The sequence below is a fragment of the Telluria sp. ZB4P37 genome, assembly GCF_059685855.1.
Genome location: NZ_JCASID010000001.1, coordinates 806,536 through 831,813 on the forward strand (window position 1 = coordinate 806,536; position 25,278 = coordinate 831,813).

Below are 25,278 nucleotides of genomic sequence, written 5' to 3' on the forward strand. Positions count from 1 at the left end.
CCAGATGCCGGCTGGCCTAGGCCGACACGGATGCCATCGACGCCCCGCCGCGCTGGCGCAGCCAATAACCCAGCCCAAGCAGCAGCAGCCAGGCCGGGATCATGAACACCGACACCTGGAGGCCGGGCGTCAAATACATTACCACCATGATGCCGGCCAGGAAGGCCAGGCACAGGTAATTGGTCAGCGGGAACAGCGGGCTGCGGAAAGCGGTGGCCTGGCCCGCCGCTTCCTTCTGGCGGCGGAAGCGCAAATGGCTCCAGCAGATCATGCCCCAGTTGATGACCAGCGCTGCAACGGCCAGGCCCATCAGCATGCCGAAGGCTTCGCGCGGCAGGAAGTAATTGATGCAGATGCAGATGCCGGTGGCCACGGCGGACACCGCCAGCGCGGCCAGCGGCACGCCGCGGCGGTTCAGTTTCAACAGCGCGCGCGGGGCATTGCCCTGTTCGGCCAGGCCAAACAGCATGCGGCTGTTGGCGTACACGCAGCCGTTGTACACCGACAGCGCGGCGGTCAGCACCACCAGGTTGAGGATGTTGGCCACGACATTGCTGTCGAGCGCGGCGAAGATCAGCACGAAGGGGCTGCCGCCCAGCGCGACCTTGGTCCAGGGGTAGAGCATCAGGAGCACGGCCAGTGCGCCGACGTAGAAGATGGCGATGCGCCAGATTGCCTGGTTGATGGCGCGCGGGATGGTGCGCCCCGGGTTGTCGGCCTCGGCGGCGGTGATGCCGATCATTTCCAGGCCGCCGAAGGAGAACATGATCACCGCCATCGACAGCGCCAGCCCGGTAAAGCCGCTCGGGAAGAAGCCGCCGTGGCGCCACAGGTTGGACACGCCCGCCTGCGGGCCGGCTGTATCGCTGATGAGCAAGTAGCAGCCGAACACGATCATGCCGACCACGGCCGCGACCTTGATGATGGAGAACCAGAATTCGAGCTCGCCGAAGGCCTTCACGTTCATCAGGCTGAGCAGGTTCACCAGCACGAAGAAGCCGAGCGCCGACACCCAGGTGGGAATCTCGGGGAACCAGTACTGGATATAGATGCCGAGCGCCGACAGTTCGGCCATGCTGACCAGTATGTACATGACCCAGTAGTTCCAGCCCGACATGAAGCCGGCCATGGGGCTGCCGTATTTGGCCGCGAAATAGCCGAAGGAGCCGGCGACCGGTTCGTCGACGATCATCTCGCCCATCTGGCGCATGATGAGGAAGGCGATCAGGCCGGCGAACGCATAGCCGAGCAGGGCCGACGGGCCGGCCATCTGGATGGTCTGTGCAACGCCGAGGAAGAGTCCGGTGCCGATGGCGCCGCCGAGGGCGATCAGCTGGATGTGGCGGTTCTTGAGTCCGCGCTTGAGTTCGTTACTCTGTGGGTGCTGCGGCTCGTTCATCGCTGGCCTCAAGGTGTCGAAGGCAACAGTTGCCTTAAAGCCAGCGATTTTACTGCAAGGACGGCGCGGCGGGCGAAAACCTTGCCCGCGCCCGTCCGCGATGCCATTTAGAAGCCGCGGTAGTTGCGCGGATAGCCTGGGCGCTTGGCCGACGTGCCGCTGAATTTCTTCCAGAGGAAGCCTGCAATTGCCATCATGATCATTTTACGCATGCTGAATCTCCATTGGGTTGGACGGCTGGTGTACGCCGTGATGGGAACAGCTTACCGGGACATGGAAATCGGCGGCGCATGGCTGGCCGACATCGATCCCAGCAAGACACTATATATTCCTGTCGGCAAACTTTACAGGGCGAACTTGTTCCAATCCGGCTTCCCAGGCAATACAAGTACTTGCAGATCTGGCACAACAATTGCTTTTGGCCATGATTGCAATCACACATAACTAGGGAATCCACTATGAAAAAAATCGCTACCACCATCGCCGTTGCCGCCGTCCTGCTGTGCAATGCCGCCAGCGCCGCACCGCTGATGCTCACCGAACTGCCGAAGAATGCCTATATCACCGTCGGCAAATACGACATCGCGTGGATTTCGCCATGGAGCCAGAAATCGACCCCGGGCGGGATCGACTTTTCGATCCAGTCGCCATACGGCTGGGGCGCCATGACCAACGCCATCTATAACGAGATCGGCGGCCTCGACGCCGACCAGTTCTCGTTCGTCGGCGCCAATGTCGACTACAAGACAGGCAACAACAAGGATGAGGCCAGCGGAGCGAGCGTCAGTTACGTCGTCAATGGCCTGCCCATGTACGACGTGGCCGTCGCCACCCCGTGGTTTACCCAGCACAGCTGGATCGACTGGGGCCAGGGTCAGGTCGGCCAGTGGAGCCTGATCGACGGCGACGTCGGCGGCGGCTGCGCCAACTCCTGCAACGAGTCGCTCGCCGTGCGCCTGCACGACGTACCGGAACCGGCATCGCTTGGACTGCTGGCCGCCGGCCTGGCCGGCCTGGGCCTGTCGCGTCGCCGCAAGGCCTAAGCGTTTTGCTTCGGCAGCAAACAAGGCGCCGCGGCGCCTTTTTTTGATCGCTGCCGCCGCCGGCATTCAGGGCGCGGCGACGGCTCCCGGCACTGCCGGCGCGGGCTGCGTGACCGGGCTGAAATAGATCCGGTTCTGGCTCATCGCGACATACACGCGGTGGCGCTTGAGGAAGTCAAGGCCCAGCACCAGCATCTCGCCCGAGCGCTCCATGTTTACCAGGCGCAGGCTGAAGTCCTTCACCTGCAGTTCGCCGATCGCCATCTGCGCCACCGGCACCGTCCACACCGCCTGCTCGAGGTCGTTCCATTTGATGCCCGCGCCGTCGCGCACCGCTCCGGGCGAGTCCGGGCTCAGGCCCATGCGCCCGGCCGTGAACAAATCAAGGTAGGAGCGCTGGGTGAGGGTCGAGATCACGGTCTTGACGTCCTTGCCGTTGATGCGCACCGTGAACCAGGGCCGCAGGTCCTTTCGCTGAGCGTGGATCTGGAAGGGGACGGACGGCGTCTTCGGGTCCCAGTAGGCCAGCGGCGCGCGCAGGCAGCCGGCCGGCTTGAAGAACTTCAGGTAGCGGTCCTGCAGGTTGACTTCGACGTCGTTGCGGAACAGGTAGTTGGCGCCGATCCGGGCGCCCACGCCGTCTTCCGAGAGATCGTCGACCGCGAACCAGGATTTCCGGAATTCGGTGGGACCGATCGCGATATGCTCGATGTTCGCATTCAGGACATACACGCCGGCGTAATTGGTTTCGGAGCTGATCACCTTCACGCCCATGCCTGCCAGCGTGTCCTTGTCCAGCACGGTCGCGTGCTGGCCCCCGGAATCGATCAAGGCCTGTACCGCCTTGCCGTTGATCCGGGCCTCGGCCACCGGCACGCTGTCGGCCAGGAACGTGAGCGGCAGCGTCGCCACTTCACCAAGAACGCAGCCGGGCGGCAATGACTGGGCCGATGCCGCGGCGCTCGCCAGCAGGGCGGCCAGGAGGGTGCAGCCGAGCCGGCGCGCGCGGCCGGCAGGAGGAAATGAGGTCATGTCGGTCCGATGGTGAAAGGTCGAAAAGCTGGGTCAGCCCGGCATCACGAAGAAGGCGATCGCGCCCATGACGGTCGCCCCCAGCATGGCCAGCACGAAGCCGGACATCCGGGCGAGCGAACGCAGGCGCCGGCCTTTTTCGCGGCTGCGGAACAGGTAGACCGGGATGGCGACCGGCCCGATGCCGACCACGAAGGTGTTCATCCAGCGCGAGCGGCGGAACATGCGCGCTTCGCTGTCCTGGCGGTACCAGTAATAGGGCAGGAAGTTCAGCAGGAAGGCGGTCAGGAGGATCCACCAGGCCGGCATCTGCAAATGGGCCGCGGCGTACAGCGCTTTGGCCATGCCGCTGGCGAGCATGAGCGCCAGCAGCGCCCACAGGGTGTTCTTCGGTGTCATTCGATCGGTTTCGACTGCGATGTTGGCTGTGGTTCCAGCTGCGTGCCGGTTGCATGCAGGCTATGAGAGGCCGCGAGCATACCGCCCGGGCAAGGCAGGGAAATTCAACAAAACTCACAATGGACACGAAATCGTGCCTGTTTGCGCCGATTATGCGCGGCAGGTGGCGCCGCGCCGGAATCGGGCTTCAGCGCAGGTAGGGCGCCACGTTGCCGGCGATGCGCGCGATTTCCGCAGCGGTGAGCGGCAGGGCGCGGAAGGCGGCCCAGGCCTGGCGCGGCTTCATGTTGGTGGGCGTGGCCGCGTCCGAGCCGTACAGGATCTTGTCGACCCCGACCTGGCGGATGCGCTCCACCATCGCGTGCGCATGGGCGGGCGCGATGTCCGGCGTGGCGATCGAGGCGACGTCGAACCACAGGTTGCGGGTGTTCGGGTCCTTGCGCGCGGCGGCCTCGGCAAAGACGCGCATCACCTCGTTGGCCGGTGGGTCCTCGTAGCCGGGACCGGCGCCGGCCAGGTGCGCGACCTGCACCACGATGCTGGTCGCCTGCGGCATCAAGTGCTCGAGGAAGGCGCGCGCCTGCGCTTGGCCATACGGACGCTTGAGCGAAATCGAGGCGCGCATGTGCACGGCGATTGCCATGCGGTGCCTGTTGGCCGCGCTGAATACTTCTTTCAGGCGGGCGATATGGGCCGGGTTCTCGAGCTGCATGTCGGAATTCCCGAAGTGCATCTTGATCCCGTGGCGCAACTGCGGGTGGGCCGCGCAGCGTTCCAGTTCGGCCAGCGCATAGTCCTTCAGCGGATTGAAACCGCAGAAGGCCCGCAGGCGGTCCGGGTAGCTCGCGGCCTGGGCGCCGGTCCAGTCGTTTTCCGCCTTGACTTTCGCGTATTCGTCCTCGATGGTGCGCGAGGGGCGGCCATACATATAGGCCACCGACATCACGGCCGCGCGGCGGATGCCGGCCTCGTCGAGGTGTTTGATGAGTTCGGTCACCGGGATCTCGGTCAGCGCGTCCGGACCAGGCGTGGGCGCGATCAGGGCGATGATGGCGGGACTGAACAGGTGCTGGTGGTGATCGGCGGCCGGCGCGCTCGGTGCTGCCGGCGCCGCGAGGCAGGCGGGCAGGGCGAGCAGCAGGCTGGCCGTCGTGAACAGCTTCGTGAGCGGGCGGGACATCGCGGTTCCTGGGCGGAGATGGATACCGCAGCTTACCCAGCGCTGATCCTGCTGTCCACGACAACTGGATACATATGGCGCGATCACATGACCGTTACCACCACGCGGCGGCGGTGCGGCGCGCTGCGGTGCTCGTACAGGTAGATGCCCTGCCAGGTGCCCAGCAGCAGGCGGGCGCCGCCCACCGGCACAGTCAGGCTTGAACCGGTCAGCATGTTGCGCACGTGGGCGGCCATGTCGTCCGGGCCCTCCGCATCGTGGCGGTAGGCCGGGTCGGCGTCGGGTGCCAGCCGCTCCAGGACGGTCTCGAGATCGGCCCGCACGTCCGGGTCGGCGTTCTCGGTCATGAGCAGCGAGCAGCTGGTGTGCTGGACAAATACGTGGGCCAGGCCGCACTGCATGCCGGATTCGCGCACGACGCCCGCCACCGCATCGGTGATGTCGCGCGTGCCGCGCCCTGGGGTGGAAAATTCGAGGATGGTCTGGTGGGCCAAGGCGAGGCTCCCGGCGGGTTGGTGATTCCCTGATTATCCACGGATCGCGGCCCGGCTTCGTTCCTGGTCGCCTGGGCTACACTGGCGGCCAAAGGATGGACCGCACACTTTGAACAGGATGAACGACGATGGATGAAACGACCAGGAACGAGATTGCCGCGCTGGGCCGCAAGGCGCACGCATTGACGGAGTCGGCCTACCGCGGCCATGCCGCCACGCGCGGCGACCCGGCCTGGGCCGACAAGCAGCGCATCCTGCTGGCCGACATGGCCCTGCACCTGCTGCAGACGGCGCTGCGGGAAGGCGAGTTGCCGGCCGATGAACTCAGGCGCAACCTGTATGCCATCCTGACGATATCGGACCAGTTCATTCCAAATGCTGGTCTTAAAGCGAGCGCCAATCAGTTGCAGGAGAGGTAGAGCCCTGCCGGCCGTTCACGAGCCGTCGCCGAGCCTGCGACTAGCGACGGCTCTCAAGCCGCTTTCGTCGCCAGCTGCGCCAGCAAATCATCCAGCGGCGCCGGGCGCGAGAACAGGTAGCCCTGCATGCAGGGGCCGCCGTTTTCGGCCAGGTACTGGGCCTGCTGGGCCGTCTCGATGCCCTCGGCCACCACGCGCAGGCCGAGGTGGTCGGCCATGGCCAGGATCGACTGCACGATCGCGGTGCCGTTGACGTCGTTCGGCGTGTCGCGAATGAAGCTCTTGTCGATTTTCAGTTCGTACAGCGGCATCTTCTTCAGGTAGGCCAGGTTCGAATAACCGGTGCCGAAATCGTCGATCGAGAAACGGATGCCCAGCGCGGCCAGTTCGTGCATGCGCGCGATGGTCTCTTCCAGGTTTTGCACCAGCAGGCCTTCCGTGACTTCGAAGATCAGCTGGTCGGCCGGGGCGCCGGTCTCGCGCAGGATGCTGCGCACGCCCTCGACGAAATCGGCCTGGCGGAACTGCGCCGGGCTGACGTTGATCGACAGCGGGATCGGGTGGCCGGCCGCTTCCAGGCGCAGCCAGGAGGTGCAGGCTTCGCGCAGCACCCAGTTCCCCAGCGGGACGATCAGGCCGCTCGATTCGGCGATCGGGATGAAGACGTCGGGCGGCACCAGCACGCCGTCGGCGCGGCGCCAGCGCATCAGGAGCTCGGCGCCGACCGGCTGCTGGCGGCTGTCGACCTGCAGCTGCAGGTGCATCGCCAGTTCGCCGTTTTCCAGCGCCGAAGCGAGCTCGCGCTCGAGGGTGAGCTTGCGCTCGGCCTCGGCCAGCATATTGGTCTCGAACAGGGCCACGCCATTGCGCCCGCCGGCCTTGGCCTGGTACATCGCGGTATCGGCTTCGCGCAGCAGGTCGTGGCCGGCGTGGCCCGGCACCAGCGGCAGCGCCACGCCGACGCTGCCGGTGCAGCGGTAGGCGTGTTCGCCGATGGTGACTTCCTCGCCCAGTGCGGTCAGCACCTTGCCCGCCACGGCCAGCGCGGTGGCGGTGGCGCTCTCCGGATCCTCGCCGAGGTCGTTGAGCAGGATGACGAATTCGTCGCCGCCCAGGCGCGCCACGGTATCGCGCTTGCGCACCACCGACCCGAGGCGGGAGGCGGCATGCCTGAGCAAGGCGTCGCCGGTGGCGTGGCCCCGGGCGTCGTTGACATACTTGAAGTTGTCCAGGTCGATGAACAGCACGGCGCCGAGCACGCCGCTGGCGTTGCGGGTGGCGACCAGGGTGTCGAGGCGCTCGGTCAGCAGGCGCCGGTTCGGCAGGCCGGTGAGCACGTCGTAGAAGGCGAGGTGGTGGATCTTCTTGTCGGAGTTGCGGCGCTCGGTGACGTCGCGCCCGACCGCGACCCAGTGGGTGTTGCGGCCGGCTTCGCTGGCGAACGGCACCATCTCCATCTCGACCCAGAACGGCTCGCCCGACTTGGTATAGTTGATCAGTTCCGCCGTGACGGACTGGTTGCGCGAGACCGCCTGCAGGATGCGATCCAGCTCGCGCGGATCGGTTTCCGGGCCGTGCAGGATGCGCATGCTCTGGCCGAGGATCTCGTCGCGGCCGTAGCCGGTGCGGCGCTCGAAGGCTTCGTTGGCGAAGATGATCGGCTGGTGGGCGCCCGGCTCGTCAACTGCCTGGGCAATGATGACCAGGTCGTTCAGGCGCGCCACCGCGGCCGAGGTCAGGCGCAGCTCGGCGTTCAGCTCGTGCAGCTTGTCCTGCTTCGCCTCGAGCGACTCGGCAAAGCCCTGTACCTCGCCCAGGGTCTGCGACAGCCCCTTGAGCAGGGTGCCGCAGGTGATCGTGATGAGGGCGCCCACGCACAGGTAATTGAGGGTGACGATCAGCGAGGGCAGCAGGGTGTCGCCGCCGAGGCCCTTGACCACCAGGTCGGCGTGGCCGGACAGCCCCAGGCCGAGGATGATGGCGGCGCTGAGGAGGAGGCAGGCGACGGCGTGGCGCGTGCCTAGCAGGATCACCGCCAGTACGGACGGCGCCATCAGGAAGATCTGGCTGACAGCGCCGACGGTGAGCATCAGGCCGGTGCCGACCATGAACAGCACGGCGAGGAAATTGACGACGCGCAGGGTGTAGGGAAGGCGGTCATACCACCAGATCGCGAAGATCCAGGTCAGGGCGACGGAGTCCATGAGGGCGATCTCCCACATCCCCTGGCTCAGGGCCAGGGTGGCGCTGGGAACCGCGGCCACCGTGCCCAGCACGAGCACGGTCGACATCAGCGAGGAGAAGATCCGGAGGCGCCATTGCGCAATGTCGTAGAACTGTTTCATTCAGCGGCCCTGGTACGTATTGCTTTATGAAAAGTTACTTATTCACATTACGTGTTGACTAAAGGAAATATCATACCGTAACTATAGGTTTCTGTCATGGGACACGCATGAGGTGTTGTTTCTGGAACGTCCGCTTACGAGGGCGGGGCGGTGCCCGGGCGGGCGAGGGGCGGCGCCCGGAGTTCTGCGGGAGCGGGGGCAGGTTGCAGGTTGCAGGTTGCAGCATGACCCGGTTCAGGCCGCCCCGACGGAATGGATGGTCAGGAGCTGTGGGCCAGGCCCAGGTTGCGGTTGGCCGGCACCGCGACGTCCATCAGTTTCGGGCGCGGCAGGTTCAGTCCTGCCATCAGGACGATGAATTCAGTGCGCGAGCGCCCGGCCAGGCGCGCGTTGTGGCGCTTCTCCCAGCCGATCGAGGACAGCGACTGGCCCTTGTAGTCGTGGCCGGGCCACACCCGCGTGGCGTCGTCGAGCGTAAACAGTTTCAGGGTCACGCTGTCGTACAGCGCGCCGGCGCTGCCGCCCTGGAAATCGGTGCGCCCGCAGCCATCCACCAGGAGGGTGTCGCCGGTGAACAGGTTGCCGCGCCACAGATAGCACATGCTGCCCGCCGTGTGGCCGGGCGTATGGATCACCGCGATGTGCTCGCGCTGCCCGAAGCGCAGCAGGTCGCCGTCCTCGAACTGCACCTGGGCCGGACCGATGCCGCAGCCGCTCGGCACGCAGGCCTGCGCGCCGGTCATGGCGCGCAGCTTGCCGGCCGAGGTGACGTGGTCGGCGTGGGCATGGGTTTCCAGCACATGGGTGAGCCTCAAGCCGAGGCGCTCGATGTGGCCCAGGTCGCGCTGCCAGTGGCGGTCGACCGGGTCGATGATCACCGCGTCGCGGTTGTCCGGCGAGGACAGGATATACGTGTAGGTAGACGACTCGGCGTCGAACAGCTGGATCGGGGTGGCTTGCATGTGCTCTCCTGGATGCGCGCTGTTGTACCACAGGCGCGTCCGCGAGGGAAGCAGGGGCCGGGCTTTAGCGCCCCAGAATTGCCAGTTTGTCGCGCAGGCTCGCCTCCGACAGTTCGCCCGCATGCCGGGACTGCAGCACCCCGCGCGCATCGTAGAACAGCGTGGTCGGATAGCCGGGCGAGCCGGTGCGCGCCGACAGCTGCGCGGCCGGATCGATCACCACGTTCGCCATGCGCAAGCCCTGCGCGGACAGGAATTGCGTCACCGTCGCCGCCGACTCGCCCTGGTTGACGAACACGAAGGCCACGCCCGGATTGGCCTGCTGCGCGGCGCGCAGGGCCGGCATCTCGCGCCGGCAGGGCGGGCACCAGGTGGCCCACAGGTTGACCACCAGCGGCTTGCCCGCGTAGCTGCGCAGTGCGACTTCGCTGCCGTCCAGGCGCCGCACCACCAGGTCCGGCAGCGGCGCCCGCGCCGGCGCCGAGGCCCGCATGGCCAGGGTGCCGCCCAGCCAGACGGCGCCGCCCAGCAGGGTCGCCACCAGCAGCGGACGGCGCAGATCCGCGTGGCGGCGCGTCAGTTCGGCGGCGATGGCGCAGGCCACGATCAGGCCGACGTTGCGGTCGAAACCGCCGTCCCGGATGTCGAGGGCGGAGAGCGGGCTGGCCACGAAAATATCGTGGTGGCGCAGCACGAACACCGCGCGCGCGGCAAGGAAGCCGCCGATGATCATCTTCCACAGCAGCGGGCCGGCGTCCTGGCCATGGCGGCGGCGATACCATTCGGCGGCGCCATTGGCCGCCAGGATCGCCGCCAGCACCAGCAGGGTGGCGACGGGAAGTACGACCGGTCCGAGTTTGACGACGTCCACCGCATTGCTCCCGCTGTTGAGTTGGCGGGAGCATACCGCAAACGGCTTGATGGAAGCTTAATCGAGCTCCGGTTCCAGCGGCGCCGGCGGCGGCTCGCGGCGCGACACCATGATGCGGTCGATGCGGTTGCCGTCCATGTCCATGACTTCGAAGCGGAAGCTGTCCCAGTCGACGATGTCGGCCGCCTTCGGGATGTAGCCGAGCTGGTAGAGCAGGAAGCCGGCCAGGGTGTGGTAGGCGCCGCTGTCCTCGCCGGGGAAGGCGGCATTGGTCGCCAGCAGGTCGCGGAAGCGGTCAAGCGCCACGCCGCCATCGAGCAGCCAGCTGCCGTCCTGGCGCTGCACCGCGTCGGGATCGTGCTCCTCGCCGCCCACCGCCACGTCGCCCACCAGCGCGCTCATGATGTCGCTCAGGGTGACCATGCCCTGGATGTCGCCGTATTCGTCGACGATCAGGGCCAGCTCGGCGCGGTTCTTCTTGAACATCTCGAGCAGCACCATGGCGCCCACGGTTTCCGGCACGTACAGCAGTTCCTGCACCGCGCCGTCGATGTCGATCGCATCGATCGAGCCCACCCGCACCGCCTGCGCGAGCAGGTCGCGCGCCAGCACATAGCCCAGGATGTGCGAGCGGTCGCCGCGGCAGACCGGGAAGCGGCTGTAGGGCTGGGACACGATGGTCCCCAGGTTGGCGCCGCGGTCGTCCTCGAGGTCGAGGATCACCAGGTCCACCCGCGGCGTCATGAGGGATTTCAGGTGCTGGTCGTCCAGACGCAGGGCGCGCGAGACGATGTCGTATTCGGTCTTCTCGAACACGCCGGTGTTGGCGCCTTCCTTGATGATGCCGGCGATGTCTTCCTCGGTCGGCGCTTCTTCCTTGGCTTCGTGGATGCCGAGCACGCGCACGATGGCATTGGTGCTCACGGCGAGGAATTTCACGAAAGGCGACATCACCACCGACAGCAGACGCAGGGGCTCGGCGATCAGTGTGGCCACCATTTCGGGGTAGGCCATGGCGATGCGCTTAGGGACCAGCTCGCCGAAAATGATCGAGGCCACGGTAATCGAGATGACCACCACGCCGAGCGCGACTTCGCGCGCGTACGGGGCCAGCGCCGGGACTGTCTCGAGGTCGGGCGTCAGTTGGCTGACCAGCGAAGCCTCGCCGAAAGCGCCGTTGAAAATGCTGATCAGGGTGATCCCGACCTGCACGGTGGAGAGGAAGTGGCTCGGGTCGTCGGCCAGGCCGAGCGCGATGCGCGCCCCCCGGCTGCCGTCTTCGGCGCGCCGTTCCAGGCGCATGCGCTTGGCCGACACCAGCGCCAACTCGCTCATGGCGAACACCCCGTTCAGGAGAATCAGGACGGAGATGATCAGTATGTCGGTCAACACTGGCGCACAGGCCTTTCGCGGGCGATCCGGGCCGTGTCCGGGCACGCCAGGGTCGCGCACGGCACATCATAGCCTGTGGGAGGCTGAGTGTGCCGCACGATCATGACAAAAGGCTAAGAGTGGTTAGCGAAACCAGATACTTGCTCTCATGACAACATCCTCGTACATTGAGCCATTTGACTTCCGGCATCGTCCAAAAGCGGACATCTGCTCGTTAGGCTAGAGGAACCGGCTTCGCCTCAAGAACAGGTATAGTTGGCGAAGCCGCATCCTGCTACAACCAGTCTCGGAGAGCGTCGTGGTGAGTCCTTTTGTCGAACACTCCCTGTCTCGCATGGTCGATAAGGTTCGGGACTATGCAATATTTCTCATCGACGCTGAAGGGGTCGTACAAACATGGAATCCGGCTGCCGCAGCCATGAAAGGGTACCGGAAGGACGAGATTGTTGGTCAGAATTTCGGTGTGCTCTACACTGACGAGGACAGACTCCTGGGCCGCCCGAAACTTAATCTTCTCAAGGCCGAAGAGCAGGAAACTTTTCAAGAGGAAACCTGGCGGCAGCGGAAGGACGGTACGCGGTTTTGGGCTCTGATAGAAATCATAGCGATCAGGGATGACTCTGGTGTGCTCTCCGGATTTTGCAAGTTGACTCGGGATATTACTGCTCGTCGGCAAGCGGAACAGGCCCTTTTTCAGGAAAAGGCGCGTGCAGAGATTACGCTTAGCTCAATCGGTGACGCCGTCATTTCCATCGACGTCGATGGCGCCGTTACTTATCTCAATCCTGCGGCGGAGAGATTAACTGGCTGGACAAAGGGTGAAGCCACCGGCCGGAGCGTGACCGAGGTGGTATGTCTGGTGAACAGTCAGACGCGTGCATTTCCGCTCCCCCACCCGATGCTCGACGCTGTCGAACACCACGCAACCCGCAAGCTCGATTTCCACACCATGCTGGTTCGCCGGGATGGCTCGGAGATTCCAATCGAGGACGCCATTACGCCGATCCCTGGAGATAAGGAGTCTGCTGGCGGTGCAGGTGCCGGCGCCGTGATTGTTTTTCGTGATGTGAGTGCATCGCGGGCTCTGAACGCAAAAATGATTCATGCGGCAAACCACGATTTCTTGACCGGACTCCCTAACAGAGTCCTGTTGCTGGACCGCCTGGAGCATGAGATTACCCGGGCTCACCGACAGGAAATGAACCTCGCGGTCCTGTTTATCGATCTCGATAATTTTAAGAATATTAACGATTCCTTAGGCCACGATGTCGGGGACCAGTTACTCCAGTTCGTGGCCAAAAAACTCTGCAAATGTGTTCGCGGAATGGACACTGTCAGCAGGTTGGGAGGCGACGAATTCGTCATCCTCCTGGCCGACAACGTGGCCCCGGCAGGCCTTGCAGCCACAGCGGACAAGATCCGGGAAACGCTATCCCAGCCCCATTTCATTTCGACGCACGAGCTTTACATAACCGCCAGTATCGGCGCTGCCGTGTACCCGTTCGATGGTGCCAATGTGAGCACGCTTCTGAAAAACGCCGATACCGCTATGTACATCGCAAAAGAGAAAGGTCGGAACAACTGTCAGTTCTTCGACCATGCGATGAATGCTCGCGCTACGGAGCGCCAACTCGTCGAGTCAAATTTACGGCACGCGTTGGCACAGCAGCAGTTCGTTCTTCATTATCAGCCGAAGATCAACCTGGCGACGAACGAGGTGACAGGTGCCGAGGCTTTGCTGCGGTGGCAGCACCCCGAGTGGGGCCAGGTCCTTCCCGAGCGATTCATCACAATTGCGGAAGAGTGCGGATTGATTGTGCCGATCGGTAGCTGGGTGTTGCGGGAAGCATGTAGCCAAGCCAAACGCTGGCTCGACGCTGGTGCCGGGAGCGCATCAATAGCCGTCAACATCTCTGCGTTGGAATTCCGCCAGAAAAGCTTTTTTGCGAGCGTGCGTGACGCACTGTCCCAGACCGGCCTGCCGCCCGCGTGCTTGCAGCTGGAGATAACAGAAAGCGTTGTCATGCACGACGCAGTTGCAAGCGTCGAGACGATGCATGAATTAAAAGAACTTGGTGTGCTGCTAGCGGTGGACGACTTTGGAACGGGTTACTCCAGTCTGAGTTATCTAAGGAATTTTCCGATTGACATACTGAAAATCGATCAATCGTTCGTACGGGATATCACCGATCACCAGGAGGACGGCGCCATTGTTGCCGCCATCGTTGTCATGGGAAATAGCCTGAAGCAAATCGTCATTGCAGAGGGAGTCGAGACAAAGACGCAACTCGCCTTTCTGAAAGACCGCAGTTGTGCGGAAGGACAGGGCTACCTCTTTAGCCGACCATTGACACCCGAACAATTCGCCGCTTTTACACAGAAGCAGGATTGTTCCAGACCATGGATTGAATAATCGACGCACCGAAGCAGCGCGTTTGGTTCGAACAAACCCAGAATGCATCTGTTTGTTTGTGCGGTTCGACGAGGTCCGCTATGGGGTGCGCATTCAATCGGTCAGGGGAAGTCGGCAAGCGGCAGGGCAGGACTTCACCGTGATCCTGATCGGTCATCGCAGCGTGGTGATCGCGCTGCTCAACCCGCACGGCGTGTCTGTTACACTGATCTGTTCATCCAACCAGGCTAGCGCCCCGATTGATCCAGTCTCCAGCTCTTGATGGCCTGCCGCCAGTGCTCGCCGGTCCACTCCTGCGCCGCCTCGAGCCGGGCCGCCTGGTGCTGTGGCTGGTCGGCAGCGCGCCGCTCGACCTGACGCTGGTGTTGGCGCCCAAGGCCGGTACGCCCCAGCGCTTGCGCCTGGACGCGGGCCGCTGCCGTGTCGTGCGCGTCGGCCGCCACGCCTGCGTACACCTGATCGACGTCACACTTCCCGAGCCGCTGCCGCAAGACACGATCATCGAGTACGACTTGCTCGTCACGCAGGGCGATCGCACCGAGGCCGGCATCGCTTCTTGGGCGCCGCACCTGCTGCATGCCGGCGCGGCGCGGCCGAACATGGTGCTGCGTAGCCGCAGCGACAATATCCTGTTTGGTTCCTGCCGCAAGCCGCATCATCCCGCGCGTGACGGCCTGGCGCGCGCCGACGCCTTGTTGGCCGACCACCTTGAGCGGGCCGACGAACGGCCCGCCATGCTCATCCTGTGCGGTGACCAGGTCTATGCCGACGACGTGGCAGGCCCGATGCTTGCGGCGATCCACGCATTGATCCGGCGCCTCGGCCTGTATGGCGAAACGCTCGAAGGCGCGGTCGTCGCCGACAGCGAGGCGTTATATACCCATGCGGCCAGTTACTACCGGCGCGAAGAACTGCTGCCGGCGTTCCGGTCCAACGATGCGCTGCGCGACCGCTTTTTTGGCGGCAGCGAAAAGCCGATCTTCACCACGGCCAATGCGCACAACCACCTGGTGACCCTGGCGGAGGTGATGGCCATGTATCTGCTGGTCTGGTCGCCCGTGCCATGGCAACTGGTGGCGGATGCGTCGCCGCCCCCGCTTGCGCCGGGACACGCCGAGCGCTGGCGGCGCGAGTCGACGGCGCTGGCGGACTTCTGCCGCGATCTGCCGCAAGCCGCCCGGCTGCTGGCGCATGTGCAGACGCTGATGATCTTCGACGACCATGACATCACCGATGACTGGAATCTGTCGTCCAAGTGGGAAACTACCGTCTACGGGCACCCGTTCTCGCGCCGCATCGTGGGCAATGCGCTGATCGCCTACCTGCTGTGCCAGGGCTGGGGCAACCGCCCCGATGTATTCAAGACGGTGCTGGACGAGTCGGCGGTGCTGCTTGCAACGGCCGCTCTCGATGACCGGTTGGACGCGCCCTTGCAGGACGCGCTGGTCAGGCGCCTGCTGTCTTTCCGCCAGTGGCATTTCGTCGTACGGAGCAAGCCCACGATCATCGTGCTCGATACCCGCACCCGGCGCTGGCGCAACCGGCGCCGGCCCGGCCATCCCTCGGGGCTGATGGATTGGGAATCGCTGACCGAACTGCAGCACGAACTGCTGGACGAAACGGCGGCCGTCATCGTCTCGCCGACGCCCATGTTCGGGGTCAAGCTGATCGAAGTGGTGCAGCGGGTCGCCACCTTCTGCGGCCTGGCCTTGACGGTCGACGCCGAGAACTGGATGGCGCATCGCGGCGCGGCCAGCAGCATGCTCAATATCTTCCGCCATTCACGCAGCCCGGGCAATTACGTGGTCCTGTCGGGCGATGTGCACTACTCGTTTGTCTACGATGTCGAAGTGCGCGACTCGGACCGCATGCCGCATATCTGGCAGATCACCAGCAGTGGTATCAAGAACGAATTCCCGCGCGGCCTGCTCGACTGGCTCGACCGCCTCAATCGCTGGCTGTACTCGCCGCGCTCGCCGCTGAACTGGTTCACCCAGCGCCGCGATCTCGTCTTCACGCCGCACCTGCCCGACGCGCGCCAAGAGGGCGAGCGGGTCTGGAATGGCGCCGGCATCGGCCAGGTGTGGCTCGATGCGCAAGGGCGGCCGATGCGCATCGTGCAGCACAACGCCGACGGCCGGCTGTCGACCCGGTTCCTGGCGCCTGAGCAGGAAGCACCCCATGCGGCGGCTCCCGAGCAGCCGTTGGAGAAGCACTGATTGACAAGGTTTGCTGGGTGCTAAGGCTCCAGCCGGAAGTGCTTCCCGATGCCGGCCCAGCACTGCTGGTAGTCGGCCTGGCGCTGCGGTGAATCCAGCGCGTACGGCGTCGGCACGATTACGTTGCGGGTCTCGAACATGAAGGCCATGGTGTCCAGCACCTTGTGCGGCTGCGAGGTGTCGCTGATACTCGCCTTCTCAAAAGTAGCGGCATCCGGCCCGTGTCCGCTCATGCAGTTGTGCAGGCTGGCGCCGCCCGGATTGAAGCCGTCGGCCTTGGCGTCGTAGGCGCCGTGGATCAGGCCCATGAATTCGCTGGCCGCGTTGCGGTGGAACCAGGGTGGGCGGAAGGTGTCTTCGCCCACCAGCCAGCGCGGCGGGAAGATCACGAAGTCCAGCGTGGACACGCCCGGGGTGTCGCTCGGTGCGTGCAGCACCAGGAAAATCGACGGGTCCGGGTGGTCGTAGCTGATCGAGCCGATGGCATTGAAGTGGCGCAGGTCGTACTTATAGGGCGCGTAGTTGCCGTGCCAGGCGACGACGTCCAGCGGCGAGTGGCCGATGGGGGCGCGCCACAGGCCGCCGCAGAACTTGGCGACCAGCTCGAATTCGCCTTCCACATCTTCATAGCGGGCGACGGGCGTGAGGAAGTCGCGCGGGTTGGCCAGGCCGTTCGAGCCGATCGGGCCCATGTCGGGTAGTTGCAAGAGGGCGCCGAAGTTCTCGCAAATGTAGCCGCGCGCCTCGCCGTCCGGCAGGTCCACCCTGAAACGCAGCCCGCGCGGGAGCACGGCGATTTCCTGCGGCTCCACTTCGAGCAATCCGAGTTCGGTATGGATGGCCAGGCGCCCGAGTTGCGGCACCACCAGCAGCTCGCCGTCGGCGCTGTAGAAATAGCGTCCTTCCATCGATTTATTGGCGGCGTACAGGTGGATCGCGCAGCCGGTCATGGCTTCGGGCGAACCGTTGCCGGCCATGGTGACCCAGCCGTCGACGAAATCGGTAGGTGCATCGGGCATCGGCAGGGGGCTCCAGCGCAGCTGGTCGGGCGGCGCCGGGGTGTCGAAGCGGCTCACGATACGGCCCGTGTCGATCGCCTGGAAGGCGCCGTGCACGGCGGCCGGGCGGATCCGGTACAGCCAGGAGCGGCGGTTGTGGCTGCGCGGCGCGGTAAAGGCGGTGCCGGAGATCTGTTCGGCATACAGGCCATAGGCGACGCGCTGCGGCGAGTTGCGGTGCTGCGGCAGGGCGCCGGGCAAGGCCTCGGTGGCGAACTCGTTGCCGAAGCCTGACTGGTAGCCGGAGGGCTGGCTCATGCTGGAATCTCCTGGAATAGCGTGGTAATGAACTAACGCCGGCTACTGTAGAAGAATTCACACTACTTTACGAGATGAATAGCAAAATGTAGACTATTCATCACCTAAATACTACTATTCCTGCGCGACCCCCGCGCCCACAATGCACGCCATGACGCCATGATCGAACCGCACGCCATCGACCTGAACCTGCTGTCGGTGTTCCAGGAAGTCTACCGGGAGCGCCAGATTTCCGCGGCTGCGAGGCGGCTGGGCCTGTCCCAGTCGGCGGTGAGCAATGCGCTGGCGCGGCTGCGGCGCAGCTTCGGCGACGAGCTGTTCGTGCGCACCGCCACCGGCATGCAGCCGACCCCGCTGGCAACGCAGATGGCCGAGCCGATCGGGGTGGCGATGGCGCAGGTGGCCCTCGCCTTGAACCAGCGCAGCCGCTTCGATCCGGCCACCAGCGGCAGGCGCTTCGTGCTGGCGATGACGGACGTGGGCGAGATTTATTTTATGCCGGCGCTGATCGAACGCTGCCGCGTGCTGGCTCCCCTGGTGGAAATCAGCTCGGTGCGCGCAGCCGCGGCGGCACTGAAAGAGGACATGGAAGGCGGGCGGGTCGACCTGGCGATCGGCCCCTTCGAGGATATGTCGGAAGCGCTGTACCAGCGCCAGCTGTTTCGCCAGCCCTATGTGACGATGTTCCGCAAGGGCCATCCGCTGGGCAAGGGCGCAATGACCCTGGAGCGCTTCGTGCGCGCCGAGCACGTGCTGGTGGCTTCCACCGAAAGCCCGTACGAGCGCATCAACGCGCTGCTCGAGCGCGCCGGCGTGGGGCCTTCGGTGCGCTTCCGGGTGCCGCATTTCACCGCGGTGCCGTATATCGTGGGCAGCAGTGACCTGGTGGTGACGGTGCCGCAGAAGCTGGCCGAGCGGGCCGCCGCGCCCTTCGGCCTGGAGTGGGTGGTGCCGCCACTCGAATTGCCGCCGCTGCAGACCAATGCGTTCTGGCACCGGCGCTACAACCAGGACCCGGGCAACCAGTGGCTGCGCGGCTTGCTGGCGGAAGTATTTGCGGAATGAAGACAAGCATGACCCGGCTGCACGAGACGGCGGCCGGCTTGATCAACGACATACAAGGAAAGAACAATGGCAGACCTGTTTGAGAATCCCATGGGCCTGATGGGCTTCGAGTTCGTCGAGTTCGCGTCGCCGACGCCGGGCGTGCTGGAAGCGGTGTTCGCGCAGCTTGGCTTCACGAAAGTCGCGGTGCACCGCTCGAAGGCGGTCAGCCTGTACCGCCAGGGCGGCATCAACTTCATCATCAACAACGAGCCGAAGAGCTACGCCGCCTATTTCGCCGCCGAGCATGGCCCGTCGGCCTGCGGCATGGCCTTCCGCGTGAAGGATGCGCACAAGGCCTATGCGCGCGCGCTGGAACTGGGCGCCCAGGCGGTCGAGATCCCGACCGGCCCGATGGAACTGCGCCTGCCGGCCATCAAGGGCATCGGCGGCGCGCCGCTCTACCTGATCGACCGTTTCGAAGACGGCAAGTCGATCTATGACATCGATTTCGAATTCATCGAAGGCGTCGAACGCCACCCCGTGGGCCACGGCCTGTCGATCATCGACCACCTGACCCACAACGTCTACCGCGGCCGCATGGCCTTCTGGGCCAGCTTCTACGAGAAGCTGTTCAACTTCCGCGAGATCCGCTACTTCGACATCAAGGGCGAGTACACCGGCCTGACCTCGAAGGCGATGACGGCGCCGGACGGCATGATCCGCATCCCGCTGAACGAAGAGGGCAAGGCGGGCGGCGGCCAGATCGAGGAATTCCTGATGCAGTTCAACGGCGAAGGCATCCAGCACATCGCCTTGCTGTCCGACGACCTGATGAAGACCGTCGATTCGCTGCGCGCCGCCGGCGTGCCGCTGATGGCCGCGCCGCCGGAGACCTATTACGAGATGCTGGAAGGCCGCATCCCGGGCCACGGCGAAAACGCCGACGAACTGAAATCGCGCGGCCTGCTGCTCGACGGCAGCGTCCTTGACGGCAAGCCGCGCCTGCTGCTGCAGATCTTCTCGACCACCCAGCTCGGACCCGTGTTCTTCGAATTCATCCAGCGCAAGGGCGACGACGGTTTCGGCGAGGGCAATTTCAAGGCGCTGTTCGAGTCGATCGAGCGGGATCAGGTGCGTCGTGGGGCGATTGCGGGGGCTGCGGCGGCGTAAGCTGTCGGCTGGCTCACCCGAGGTCAACTTGGGACGGACAATGCCATTGGCATTGTTCGCGCCTGCGCGGGGGCGCCGGTCCGCACTCCCAAACTTCATTTTTGCTATCCTGAGCGCTTCCCCCAAGGAGCGCCCATGCTGCCCGCATTCACCATCCTCCTGCTGTTCCAGTGCCTCGGCGAAGGCATTGTCTTCATGCTCGGCCTTCCGCTGCCCGGGCCCGTTACCGGCATGCTGCTCCTGATGATCGCGCTGGTCTCCTGGCCGCCCTTGCTGACCGCCGTGGAGCAGGGCGCGAACACCTTGCTCTCGCACCTGTCGCTGCTCTTCATCCCTGCCGGCGTGGGCATCGTCGCCACCGCAGCCAGCGGCACCGGGCACTGGTTCGCCATCCTCGCCTCGCTGGTCGCCAGTACCGTGCTGACGCTCAGCGTCACCGGCCTGCTGCTGCGCGGCCTGGGTGCGAGCGCAAAGGAACACGATGCTTGAGTTGGCCGGCTTGAGCCACTTCTGGGTCTATCTCTCCGCCTCGCCGCTGCTGGGCCTGACCATGACCCTGTGCGCCTACCTTGCGGCGCAGCGGGTCTTTGCCTTCTTCGGCGGCTCGCCGGTGGCCAACCCGGTGGCGATCGCGGTCGGCCTGATCGCGCTGGTGCTGTGGGTCTCGGGCATGTCCTACGGCCGGTATTTTGCCGGCGCCCAGTTCGTGCACTTCTTGCTTGGCCCCGCGACGGTCGCGCTGGCGGTGCCGATGGTGCGCCAGCTGCCGCGGCTGCGGCGCTCCTTCTTGCCGCTGGCCTGCGCGCTGGTCGCCGGCTGCGTGACCGCCATCGTGTCGGCGGTGGCGATCGCCGTGCTGCTCGGCGCCACGCCGGAACTGGCGGCCACGCTCGGGCCGAAGTCGGCCACCTCGCCGATCGCGATGGCGGTGTCCGAGCGCCTCGGCGGCATTCCGGCGTTCACGGCTGCCCTGGTGATGGGCACCGGCGTCTTTGGGGCCATCGTCGCGCGCTATGTGTTCGACGCCTTGCGCATCACCTCGCCCGCGGCCTGCGGTTTTGCGCTGGGCCTGGCCGCGCATGGCGTGGGCACGGCGCGCGCCTTTCAGGTCAGCGCCGAGATGGGCGCTTTCGCCGGGCTGGCGATGGGCCTGAATGGCGCCATGACAGCCCTGCTCGCGCCCTGGCTGGCGCCGCTGGTGATGCGCTGGCTGGCCTGAGCCGCTTGGCAGCTGGGTACCTGCCTGTCGGCACCGTCGCGCCGTCAACTCTCTTAGATTGCTTGACTCCAGTCCATACGCGGTCATTCCGGCCGCTCTCAGCTTCAGGAGTCAGTTGTGGCAATACCTATCAAGAAAATCAGCCTCGGGTTGAAGGGCGGCGGCAGTTACGGCGCCTTCACCTGGGGCGTGCTCTACCGCCTGTTGCAGGAGGGGCGGCGCGAGATCACGTCCTTGAGCGGCGTCAGCGCCGGCGCCATCAATGCGGCCGTGGTAGCCGACGGCTATGCGCACGGCGGCGGACACGAAGGCGCGCGCCGCGCGCTCGACCGCTTCTGGCGCGCGCTGGGTAAGACCGCATTGTTCAGCCCGCTGCAGCGCACGCCGCTCGACCACATGGCCGGCGGCTTCACCATGAGCCATTCGCCTTTTTACCAGTTGATGGAAATGGCCGGCGCCATGGCCGGACCCGTGCGCGAGCAGCCCTTGACCACCAATCCGCTGCGCCATTTCCTCACCGCGTTGATTGACTTCGAGCGCGTGCGCGCCTGCGAAGAGATGGGGTGTTCATCGGCGCGACCAACCTGCACAGCGGTGCGGGCAAGCTGTTCCGGCGCGAGGAGCTGGACGTGCAGCGCGTGATCGCCTCGGCCTGCCTGCCGACCGTGTTTGCCTCGGTCGAGGTGGAAGGAGAATTGTATTGGGACGGCAGCTATACGGCCAATCCGCCGCTGACGCCTCTGCTGGAGGAAGGCGGCGCGGGCGACCTGCTGGTGGTGCAGATCAACCCGATCGCACGCACCGAGACGCCGCGCAGCATGGCCGACATCAGCAACCGGGCCAATGAGATCGCCTTCAACATCAGCTTCGTGCGCGAGGTGAGCAGCTTGCTGCATACCCAGGGCGTGCAGGACGAGCAAGGCGGCGCGTCGATGAGTTTCGCGCCGGTGCGGCTGCACATGATCAGCGCGCTCGACGTGCTGCGGGAGTTCGGCATTTCGAGGAAGTTCAATTCGGAGCTGGGATTCTTGCAGATGCTGCACGACCGCGGGGTGGCGGCGGCCGAGCAGTGGCTGGCGCGGCATTTCGACGATATCGGGGTGAGGGCGACGCTCGATCCGGCGCTGGTGTTCAGGGCTTGAGCCGGGGCTGCGCGCGTGCTGCCTGAACGCGTGGGCGGCGTACGCGACGCACCGTGTCGGGTGGAGCTGCCCACCCTGCGGTGAGTGAGCGGCTCTGCGATCAGCAGCTGATTCGGCTCTTCAAGCCGGGTTCGACTTCCAGGTTTTTTTTGGGCCGAAAGCCTTTGCCGCGAACACGGCGCTGGCCAGGCCGACCAGCAGCGCGGTGCCGCTGCCGGAGAAGCCGACGGCATGGTTCTTGGCCAGCTTGCCGGCCTTTGGGCCGACCAGCTGCATGCGGCGGTGGGTCATTTGCGCGCCCAGCTCGGACAGCGCATCCTGGCTCAGCATGGCTTCGGCATGCGGCAGCAGGGTGGTTTCCTCGTCGGCCACGTGGTGCATCACGTCGCGCATCAGTTCCATGACGAGCTTGTCGTGGCGCGGGTCGGAGCCGCTGGTGCGGCGCAGCTCGGCGATGAGGCGGCGCATCTCGTCGTGCTCGGGCTCGGCCTTGTGCATGAAGGGCTCGCCGGCGTCGCGCTTGCGCATGACCGGGTAGAAGATTTCTTCTTCGAGCGTGGCGTGGATCTCGAGTGCGTCGCAGATGGTGTCGGCCAGGGCTTTCTTGACGCTCGGGCGCTTGTCCTTCTGGTACTGGTGGAAGGTGACCATGACGTGCGAATGGTCGAAGCGGATCATGTTGGTGATCGTCGGGCTCAGCTTATTAAGAGAAAACATGGTCGATCTCCTGTGGTCGGTCAACCAACATGGTAGTGCTCCGCTGCCCGACCTTACTGTAGGCGCGCGCGCCGTGCCGGTGTCGGTGCGGATCGCCTGCGGCGGCCCGACCGGAAGCGCGCCTGTGCACTATTTTCTGAAGAGATCGTAGAAAATTTCTTAACCGACATTATCTTTACATCCATTAACAAGATGTCACTCTAGTCCTACAGACGCACGCGCCGACACCTGATTACCTCAACCACGCATGCCTGCCAAGATGAACGCATTCGGCTGCCGACCCCGGCGGCGGCCACCTGAAGGGCAAGCACGCTCTCGGCGCGTTGCCCACGTGTTCAATCCACGGAGGAACAAGTTCATGTTTGCACATAACAAGCGTCTGCAATACACAGTCCGCGTCAGCGGCCCCAATCCAGGGCTGGCCAACCTGATGCTCGAGCAGTTCGGCGGCCCGCAGGGCGAGCTTGCGGCGGCCATGCGCTACTTCACCCAGGCCGTATCGGAAGACGATCCAGGCCGCAAGGACATGCTGTTCGACATCGCGACCGAGGAGTTGAGCCACCTCGAGATCATCGGGCACATCGTCGCCATGCTCAACAAGGGCGCCAAGGGCCGCCTGTCCGAAGCGGTCGACAGCGAAGCCGAGATGTACAAGTCGATCACCGGCGCCGGCAACGACAGCCACATCACCCAGGTGCTGTATGGCGCGGGGACCCCGCTGGTTAACTCGGCCGGCGTGCCATGGACGGCTGCCTACATCGACTCGATCACCGAGCCGACCGCCGACCTGCGCTCGAACATCGCGGCCGAATCGCGCGCCAAGATCGTCTACGAGCGCCTGATCGCGCTCACCGACGACCCGGGCGTGAAGGAAGCGCTGGGCTTCCTCATGACGCGCGAAGTGGCGCACCAGAAGTCGTTCGAGAAGGCGCTGTATGCCATCGAGCCGAATTTTCCTCCGGGCAAAATGCCGGCCGATCCGCGCTTTGCCAGCGTCTACTACAACATGTCCCAGGGTCCGGGCGAGATGCGCGGCCCGTGGAACGAGGGCGCCGACTGGGACTTCGTCACCGACCGCGAGAAGCAGCAGGCGGTCGACGGCGGCTCGGGCGAGGCCGAGGTGGCCCTGCCGAGCGGCGACATCGACATCCTCAAGCAGATGGCTTTGCGCACCATGTCCGATCCGATGTCCTCGCCGCGCACCGGCGCCGAACTCGGTATGAGCATGCAGTCCGCCGGTGGTGGTACGATGGCTGGAACATCGGGCAATGCCATGGGCGAGCCGTCCACTGCATCGAAGGGCGGGCTGCTCGATGACACCGGCCTGGGCAAACCGTCCGACAAAGGCACGGCCAAGTCGACGAAAGCAATGAAGAAGTAAGCCAGCGCCGCGCGGCGGGTGGCGACACCCCCGCCGCGCGGCCTTTTTCCCGGGCATTGCATGAATTTTCGTACAGAGCACGCACACGGCAACAAGCTGTTTTCCGCACGCGCTTTCCTGCGCGCGCTGACCTTCCGCCACGTCGTCGGTTTCCTCGTTTGCGGCGCCGGCTGCGCCCTCCTGCTCGGCAGCATGGTCGAGCAGCTCATCACGGACAACCCCAAGATGCATCGCGCACTGATCGGTGGCGCGACCGCCGCCGCGGCCACCGCGCTGGGCACCCTGCCGGTCTTGCTGGCACAGAAGTTCTCGAAACGCACCTACGACTGCTTCCTCGGTTTCGGCGCCGGCGTCATGCTGGGCGCGACCGCCTTCTCACTGATCATCCCGGCGCTGGCCGCCGCCAAGTCGGCCGGCGCCGGCAACTGGGAGGCCAGCCTGATGGCCGGCGCCGGCATCATGGCCGGGGCGGGCGCCATCCTGCTGCTGGGCCGCGCCGTGCACATCGAAGGCATCCTCGAGCAGGGCGAAGAAGGCGTCTCGCTGCGCCGCGCCTGGCTGTTCGTCTGGGCGGTGGCGCTGCACAACCTGCCGGAAGGACTGGCCATTGGTGTCGCCCATGCCGGCATCGACCTGGAGAAGGCGCATGCGCTGACCACAGGCATCTCGATCCAGGACGTGCCCGAAGGGCTGGTCGTCGCGCTTGCCCTGCGCACGGTCGGCTACAGCCGCCTGAGGGCGGTGGGCCTGGGCGTGGCTTCCGGCCTGATCGAACCGGTTGCGGCGGCGTTTGGCGTGGCCCTGATCGGCATTGCCGCCGGCATGCTGCCCTTCGCCCTGGCGGCCGCGGGCGGCGCCATGCTGTTCGTGATCGTCAACGACGTGGTGCCCGAGTCGCGCCAGAGCGGCAACGGCACCTGGGCCAGTATCGCCCTCGTGTTCGGGTTCATCCTGATGACAGTGCTCGACACGGCCCTGTCGTAGCGCAGGGCCCTTTTTTCGGTTCAGGCGGCCCGCCTCGGCAGCGAGCACTGGTGCGACATCAACAAATACCCCACGTACAGCACTGGATGCTGGCCCGCGCTGCCGCGCGGCCTTCGTCCGTGTCCAGGCTGGCG

General features: G+C 65.1%; 24 protein-coding genes. 13 read left to right on the top strand and 11 right to left on the bottom strand.

Features of this window, described 5'->3' with window-relative positions; all coding sequences use genetic code 11:
* Positions 1-16 precede the first annotated feature (16 nt).
* A complete protein-coding gene (locus AC56K1_RS03810) occupies positions 17-1,399 on the bottom strand; it encodes an amino acid permease (protein ID WP_497156501.1) in 1,383 nt (460 codons plus the stop codon).
* 458 nt (positions 1,400-1,857) lie between these two features.
* Between AC56K1_RS03810 and AC56K1_RS03815 the strand changes: the two genes are divergently transcribed.
* Positions 1,858-2,442 carry a PEP-CTERM sorting domain-containing protein gene (locus tag AC56K1_RS03815; RefSeq protein WP_497156502.1) on the top strand — a complete coding sequence of 195 codons (585 nt, stop codon included), beginning with the start codon at positions 1,858-1,860 and terminating at the stop codon, positions 2,440-2,442.
* A 66-nt stretch (positions 2,443-2,508) separates the two neighbouring features.
* Here AC56K1_RS03815 and AC56K1_RS03820 read toward each other — a convergent pair whose 3' ends face one another.
* The 4 genes from AC56K1_RS03820 to AC56K1_RS03835 form a co-directional block, all read right to left on the bottom strand.
* Positions 2,509-3,474, bottom strand: coding sequence for a retroviral-like aspartic protease family protein (locus AC56K1_RS03820; RefSeq protein WP_497156503.1), 966 nt, complete (start codon positions 3,472-3,474; stop codon positions 2,509-2,511).
* Positions 3,475-3,507: 33 nt separating this feature from the next.
* A complete protein-coding gene (locus AC56K1_RS03825) occupies positions 3,508-3,873 on the bottom strand; it encodes a hypothetical protein (protein WP_497156504.1) in 366 nt (121 codons plus the stop codon).
* A gap of 187 nt (positions 3,874-4,060) precedes the next feature.
* Complete coding sequence (locus tag AC56K1_RS03830) at positions 4,061-5,053, bottom strand: amidohydrolase family protein (RefSeq protein ID WP_497156505.1); 993 nt, start codon at positions 5,051-5,053, stop codon at positions 4,061-4,063.
* Positions 5,054-5,136: 83 nt separating this feature from the next.
* Positions 5,137-5,547, bottom strand: a complete 411-nt coding sequence (locus AC56K1_RS03835; protein WP_497156506.1) for a secondary thiamine-phosphate synthase enzyme YjbQ — start codon at positions 5,545-5,547, stop codon at positions 5,137-5,139.
* Positions 5,548-5,675: 128 nt separating this feature from the next.
* Between AC56K1_RS03835 and AC56K1_RS03840 the strand changes: the two genes are divergently transcribed.
* Positions 5,676-5,966, top strand: coding sequence for a hypothetical protein (locus tag AC56K1_RS03840; protein ID WP_497156507.1), 291 nt, complete (start codon positions 5,676-5,678; stop codon positions 5,964-5,966).
* Positions 5,967-6,019: 53 nt separating this feature from the next.
* On the opposite strand, the gene AC56K1_RS03845 is transcribed toward AC56K1_RS03840, so the two are convergent.
* The 4 genes from AC56K1_RS03845 to AC56K1_RS03860 all read right to left on the bottom strand — a co-directional run bounded on the left by AC56K1_RS03845 (position 6,020) and on the right by AC56K1_RS03860 (position 11,533).
* The gene (locus AC56K1_RS03845; RefSeq protein WP_497156508.1) at positions 6,020-8,311 is read right to left on the bottom strand and encodes a putative bifunctional diguanylate cyclase/phosphodiesterase; all 2,292 of its coding nucleotides are present in this window, start codon (positions 8,309-8,311) and stop codon (positions 6,020-6,022) included.
* A gap of 260 nt (positions 8,312-8,571) precedes the next feature.
* Entirely contained in the window at positions 8,572-9,273 is a 702-nt protein-coding gene (locus tag AC56K1_RS03850) for an MBL fold metallo-hydrolase (RefSeq protein ID WP_497156509.1), read from the bottom strand.
* Between the two features lie 64 nt (positions 9,274-9,337).
* Positions 9,338-10,144 (bottom strand): TlpA family protein disulfide reductase, encoded by an 807-nt coding sequence (locus AC56K1_RS03855; protein ID WP_497156510.1) that lies wholly within the window; start codon positions 10,142-10,144, stop codon positions 9,338-9,340.
* A gap of 57 nt (positions 10,145-10,201) precedes the next feature.
* Positions 10,202-11,533, bottom strand: coding sequence for a hemolysin family protein (locus AC56K1_RS03860; protein WP_497156511.1), 1,332 nt, complete (start codon positions 11,531-11,533; stop codon positions 10,202-10,204).
* Between the two features lie 301 nt (positions 11,534-11,834).
* On the opposite strand from AC56K1_RS03860, the gene AC56K1_RS03865 reads away from it, so the two are divergent.
* Genes AC56K1_RS03865 through AC56K1_RS03875 form a run of 3 tightly spaced genes read left to right on the top strand, consistent with a single transcriptional unit; the run spans position 11,835 to position 16,168 of the window.
* Entirely contained in the window at positions 11,835-13,949 is a 2,115-nt protein-coding gene (locus tag AC56K1_RS03865) for a putative bifunctional diguanylate cyclase/phosphodiesterase (protein ID WP_497156512.1), read from the top strand.
* Positions 13,942-14,211: a hypothetical protein gene (locus tag AC56K1_RS03870; protein ID WP_497156513.1), complete on the top strand. Its 270-nt coding sequence runs from the start codon at positions 13,942-13,944 to the stop codon at positions 14,209-14,211. Before AC56K1_RS03865 ends, AC56K1_RS03870 begins: the two co-directional genes overlap by 8 nt.
* A gap of 13 nt (positions 14,212-14,224) precedes the next feature.
* Positions 14,225-16,168, top strand: coding sequence for a metallophosphoesterase family protein (locus AC56K1_RS03875; RefSeq protein WP_497156636.1), 1,944 nt, complete (start codon positions 14,225-14,227; stop codon positions 16,166-16,168).
* A 20-nt stretch (positions 16,169-16,188) separates the two neighbouring features.
* Here AC56K1_RS03875 and hmgA read toward each other — a convergent pair whose 3' ends face one another.
* Positions 16,189-17,484: a homogentisate 1,2-dioxygenase gene (gene hmgA, locus AC56K1_RS03880; protein WP_497156514.1), complete on the bottom strand. Its 1,296-nt coding sequence runs from the start codon at positions 17,482-17,484 to the stop codon at positions 16,189-16,191.
* A gap of 159 nt (positions 17,485-17,643) precedes the next feature.
* On the opposite strand from hmgA, the gene AC56K1_RS03885 reads away from it, so the two are divergent.
* From AC56K1_RS03885 to AC56K1_RS03910, 6 genes are all read left to right on the top strand, one after another.
* A complete protein-coding gene (locus AC56K1_RS03885; protein ID WP_497156515.1) occupies positions 17,644-18,549 on the top strand; it encodes a LysR family transcriptional regulator in 906 nt (301 codons plus the stop codon).
* 66 nt (positions 18,550-18,615) lie between these two features.
* Positions 18,616-19,701: a 4-hydroxyphenylpyruvate dioxygenase gene (hppD, locus tag AC56K1_RS03890; protein ID WP_497156516.1), complete on the top strand. Its 1,086-nt coding sequence runs from the start codon at positions 18,616-18,618 to the stop codon at positions 19,699-19,701.
* A gap of 135 nt (positions 19,702-19,836) precedes the next feature.
* Positions 19,837-20,190: a CidA/LrgA family protein gene (locus AC56K1_RS03895; RefSeq protein WP_497156517.1), complete on the top strand. Its 354-nt coding sequence runs from the start codon at positions 19,837-19,839 to the stop codon at positions 20,188-20,190.
* Positions 20,183-20,920 (top strand): LrgB family protein, encoded by a 738-nt coding sequence (locus AC56K1_RS03900; protein WP_497156518.1) that lies wholly within the window; start codon positions 20,183-20,185, stop codon positions 20,918-20,920. The genes AC56K1_RS03895 and AC56K1_RS03900 overlap by 8 nt, the downstream gene beginning before the upstream one ends.
* 117 nt (positions 20,921-21,037) lie before the next feature.
* Positions 21,038-21,562: a patatin-like phospholipase family protein gene (locus AC56K1_RS03905; RefSeq protein ID WP_497156519.1), complete on the top strand. Its 525-nt coding sequence runs from the start codon at positions 21,038-21,040 to the stop codon at positions 21,560-21,562.
* The gene (locus AC56K1_RS03910) at positions 21,484-22,062 is read left to right on the top strand and encodes a patatin-like phospholipase family protein (protein ID WP_497156520.1); all 579 of its coding nucleotides are present in this window, start codon (positions 21,484-21,486) and stop codon (positions 22,060-22,062) included. Before AC56K1_RS03905 ends, AC56K1_RS03910 begins: the two co-directional genes overlap by 79 nt.
* A 120-nt stretch (positions 22,063-22,182) precedes the next feature.
* Here AC56K1_RS03910 and AC56K1_RS03915 read toward each other — a convergent pair whose 3' ends face one another.
* Positions 22,183-22,779, bottom strand: coding sequence for a hemerythrin domain-containing protein (locus tag AC56K1_RS03915; RefSeq protein ID WP_497156521.1), 597 nt, complete (start codon positions 22,777-22,779; stop codon positions 22,183-22,185).
* A 358-nt stretch (positions 22,780-23,137) separates the two neighbouring features.
* Between AC56K1_RS03915 and AC56K1_RS03920 the strand changes: the two genes are divergently transcribed.
* The gene (locus AC56K1_RS03920; protein WP_497156522.1) at positions 23,138-24,160 is read left to right on the top strand and encodes a manganese catalase family protein; all 1,023 of its coding nucleotides are present in this window, start codon (positions 23,138-23,140) and stop codon (positions 24,158-24,160) included.
* A gap of 60 nt (positions 24,161-24,220) precedes the next feature.
* Positions 24,221-25,144, top strand: a complete 924-nt coding sequence (locus tag AC56K1_RS03925) for a ZIP family metal transporter (RefSeq protein ID WP_497156523.1) — start codon at positions 24,221-24,223, stop codon at positions 25,142-25,144.
* Positions 25,145-25,278: the final 134 nt, after the last annotated feature.

Coding starts and splice junctions, on each gene's coding strand:
- AC56K1_RS03895 (WP_497156517.1), top strand. CDS start 19,837: ATGCTGCCCGCATTCACCATCCTCCTGCTGTTCCAGTGCCTCGGCGAA.
- AC56K1_RS03845 (WP_497156508.1), bottom strand. CDS start 8,311: ATGAAACAGTTCTACGACATTGCGCAATGGCGCCTCCGGATCTTCTCC.
- AC56K1_RS03885 (WP_497156515.1), top strand. CDS start 17,644: ATGATCGAACCGCACGCCATCGACCTGAACCTGCTGTCGGTGTTCCAG.
- AC56K1_RS03840 (WP_497156507.1), top strand. CDS start 5,676: ATGGATGAAACGACCAGGAACGAGATTGCCGCGCTGGGCCGCAAGGCG.
- hmgA (WP_497156514.1), bottom strand. CDS start 17,484: ATGAGCCAGCCCTCCGGCTACCAGTCAGGCTTCGGCAACGAGTTCGCC.
- AC56K1_RS03925 (WP_497156523.1), top strand. CDS start 24,221: ATGAATTTTCGTACAGAGCACGCACACGGCAACAAGCTGTTTTCCGCA.
- AC56K1_RS03850 (WP_497156509.1), bottom strand. CDS start 9,273: ATGCAAGCCACCCCGATCCAGCTGTTCGACGCCGAGTCGTCTACCTAC.
- AC56K1_RS03820 (WP_497156503.1), bottom strand. CDS start 3,474: ATGACCTCATTTCCTCCTGCCGGCCGCGCGCGCCGGCTCGGCTGCACC.
- AC56K1_RS03920 (WP_497156522.1), top strand. CDS start 23,138: ATGTTTGCACATAACAAGCGTCTGCAATACACAGTCCGCGTCAGCGGC.
- AC56K1_RS03815 (WP_497156502.1), top strand. CDS start 1,858: ATGAAAAAAATCGCTACCACCATCGCCGTTGCCGCCGTCCTGCTGTGC.
- AC56K1_RS03830 (WP_497156505.1), bottom strand. CDS start 5,053: ATGTCCCGCCCGCTCACGAAGCTGTTCACGACGGCCAGCCTGCTGCTC.
- AC56K1_RS03915 (WP_497156521.1), bottom strand. CDS start 22,779: ATGTTTTCTCTTAATAAGCTGAGCCCGACGATCACCAACATGATCCGC.
- AC56K1_RS03900 (WP_497156518.1), top strand. CDS start 20,183: ATGCTTGAGTTGGCCGGCTTGAGCCACTTCTGGGTCTATCTCTCCGCC.
- AC56K1_RS03825 (WP_497156504.1), bottom strand. CDS start 3,873: ATGACACCGAAGAACACCCTGTGGGCGCTGCTGGCGCTCATGCTCGCC.
- hppD (WP_497156516.1), top strand. CDS start 18,616: ATGGCAGACCTGTTTGAGAATCCCATGGGCCTGATGGGCTTCGAGTTC.
- AC56K1_RS03810 (WP_497156501.1), bottom strand. CDS start 1,399: ATGAACGAGCCGCAGCACCCACAGAGTAACGAACTCAAGCGCGGACTC.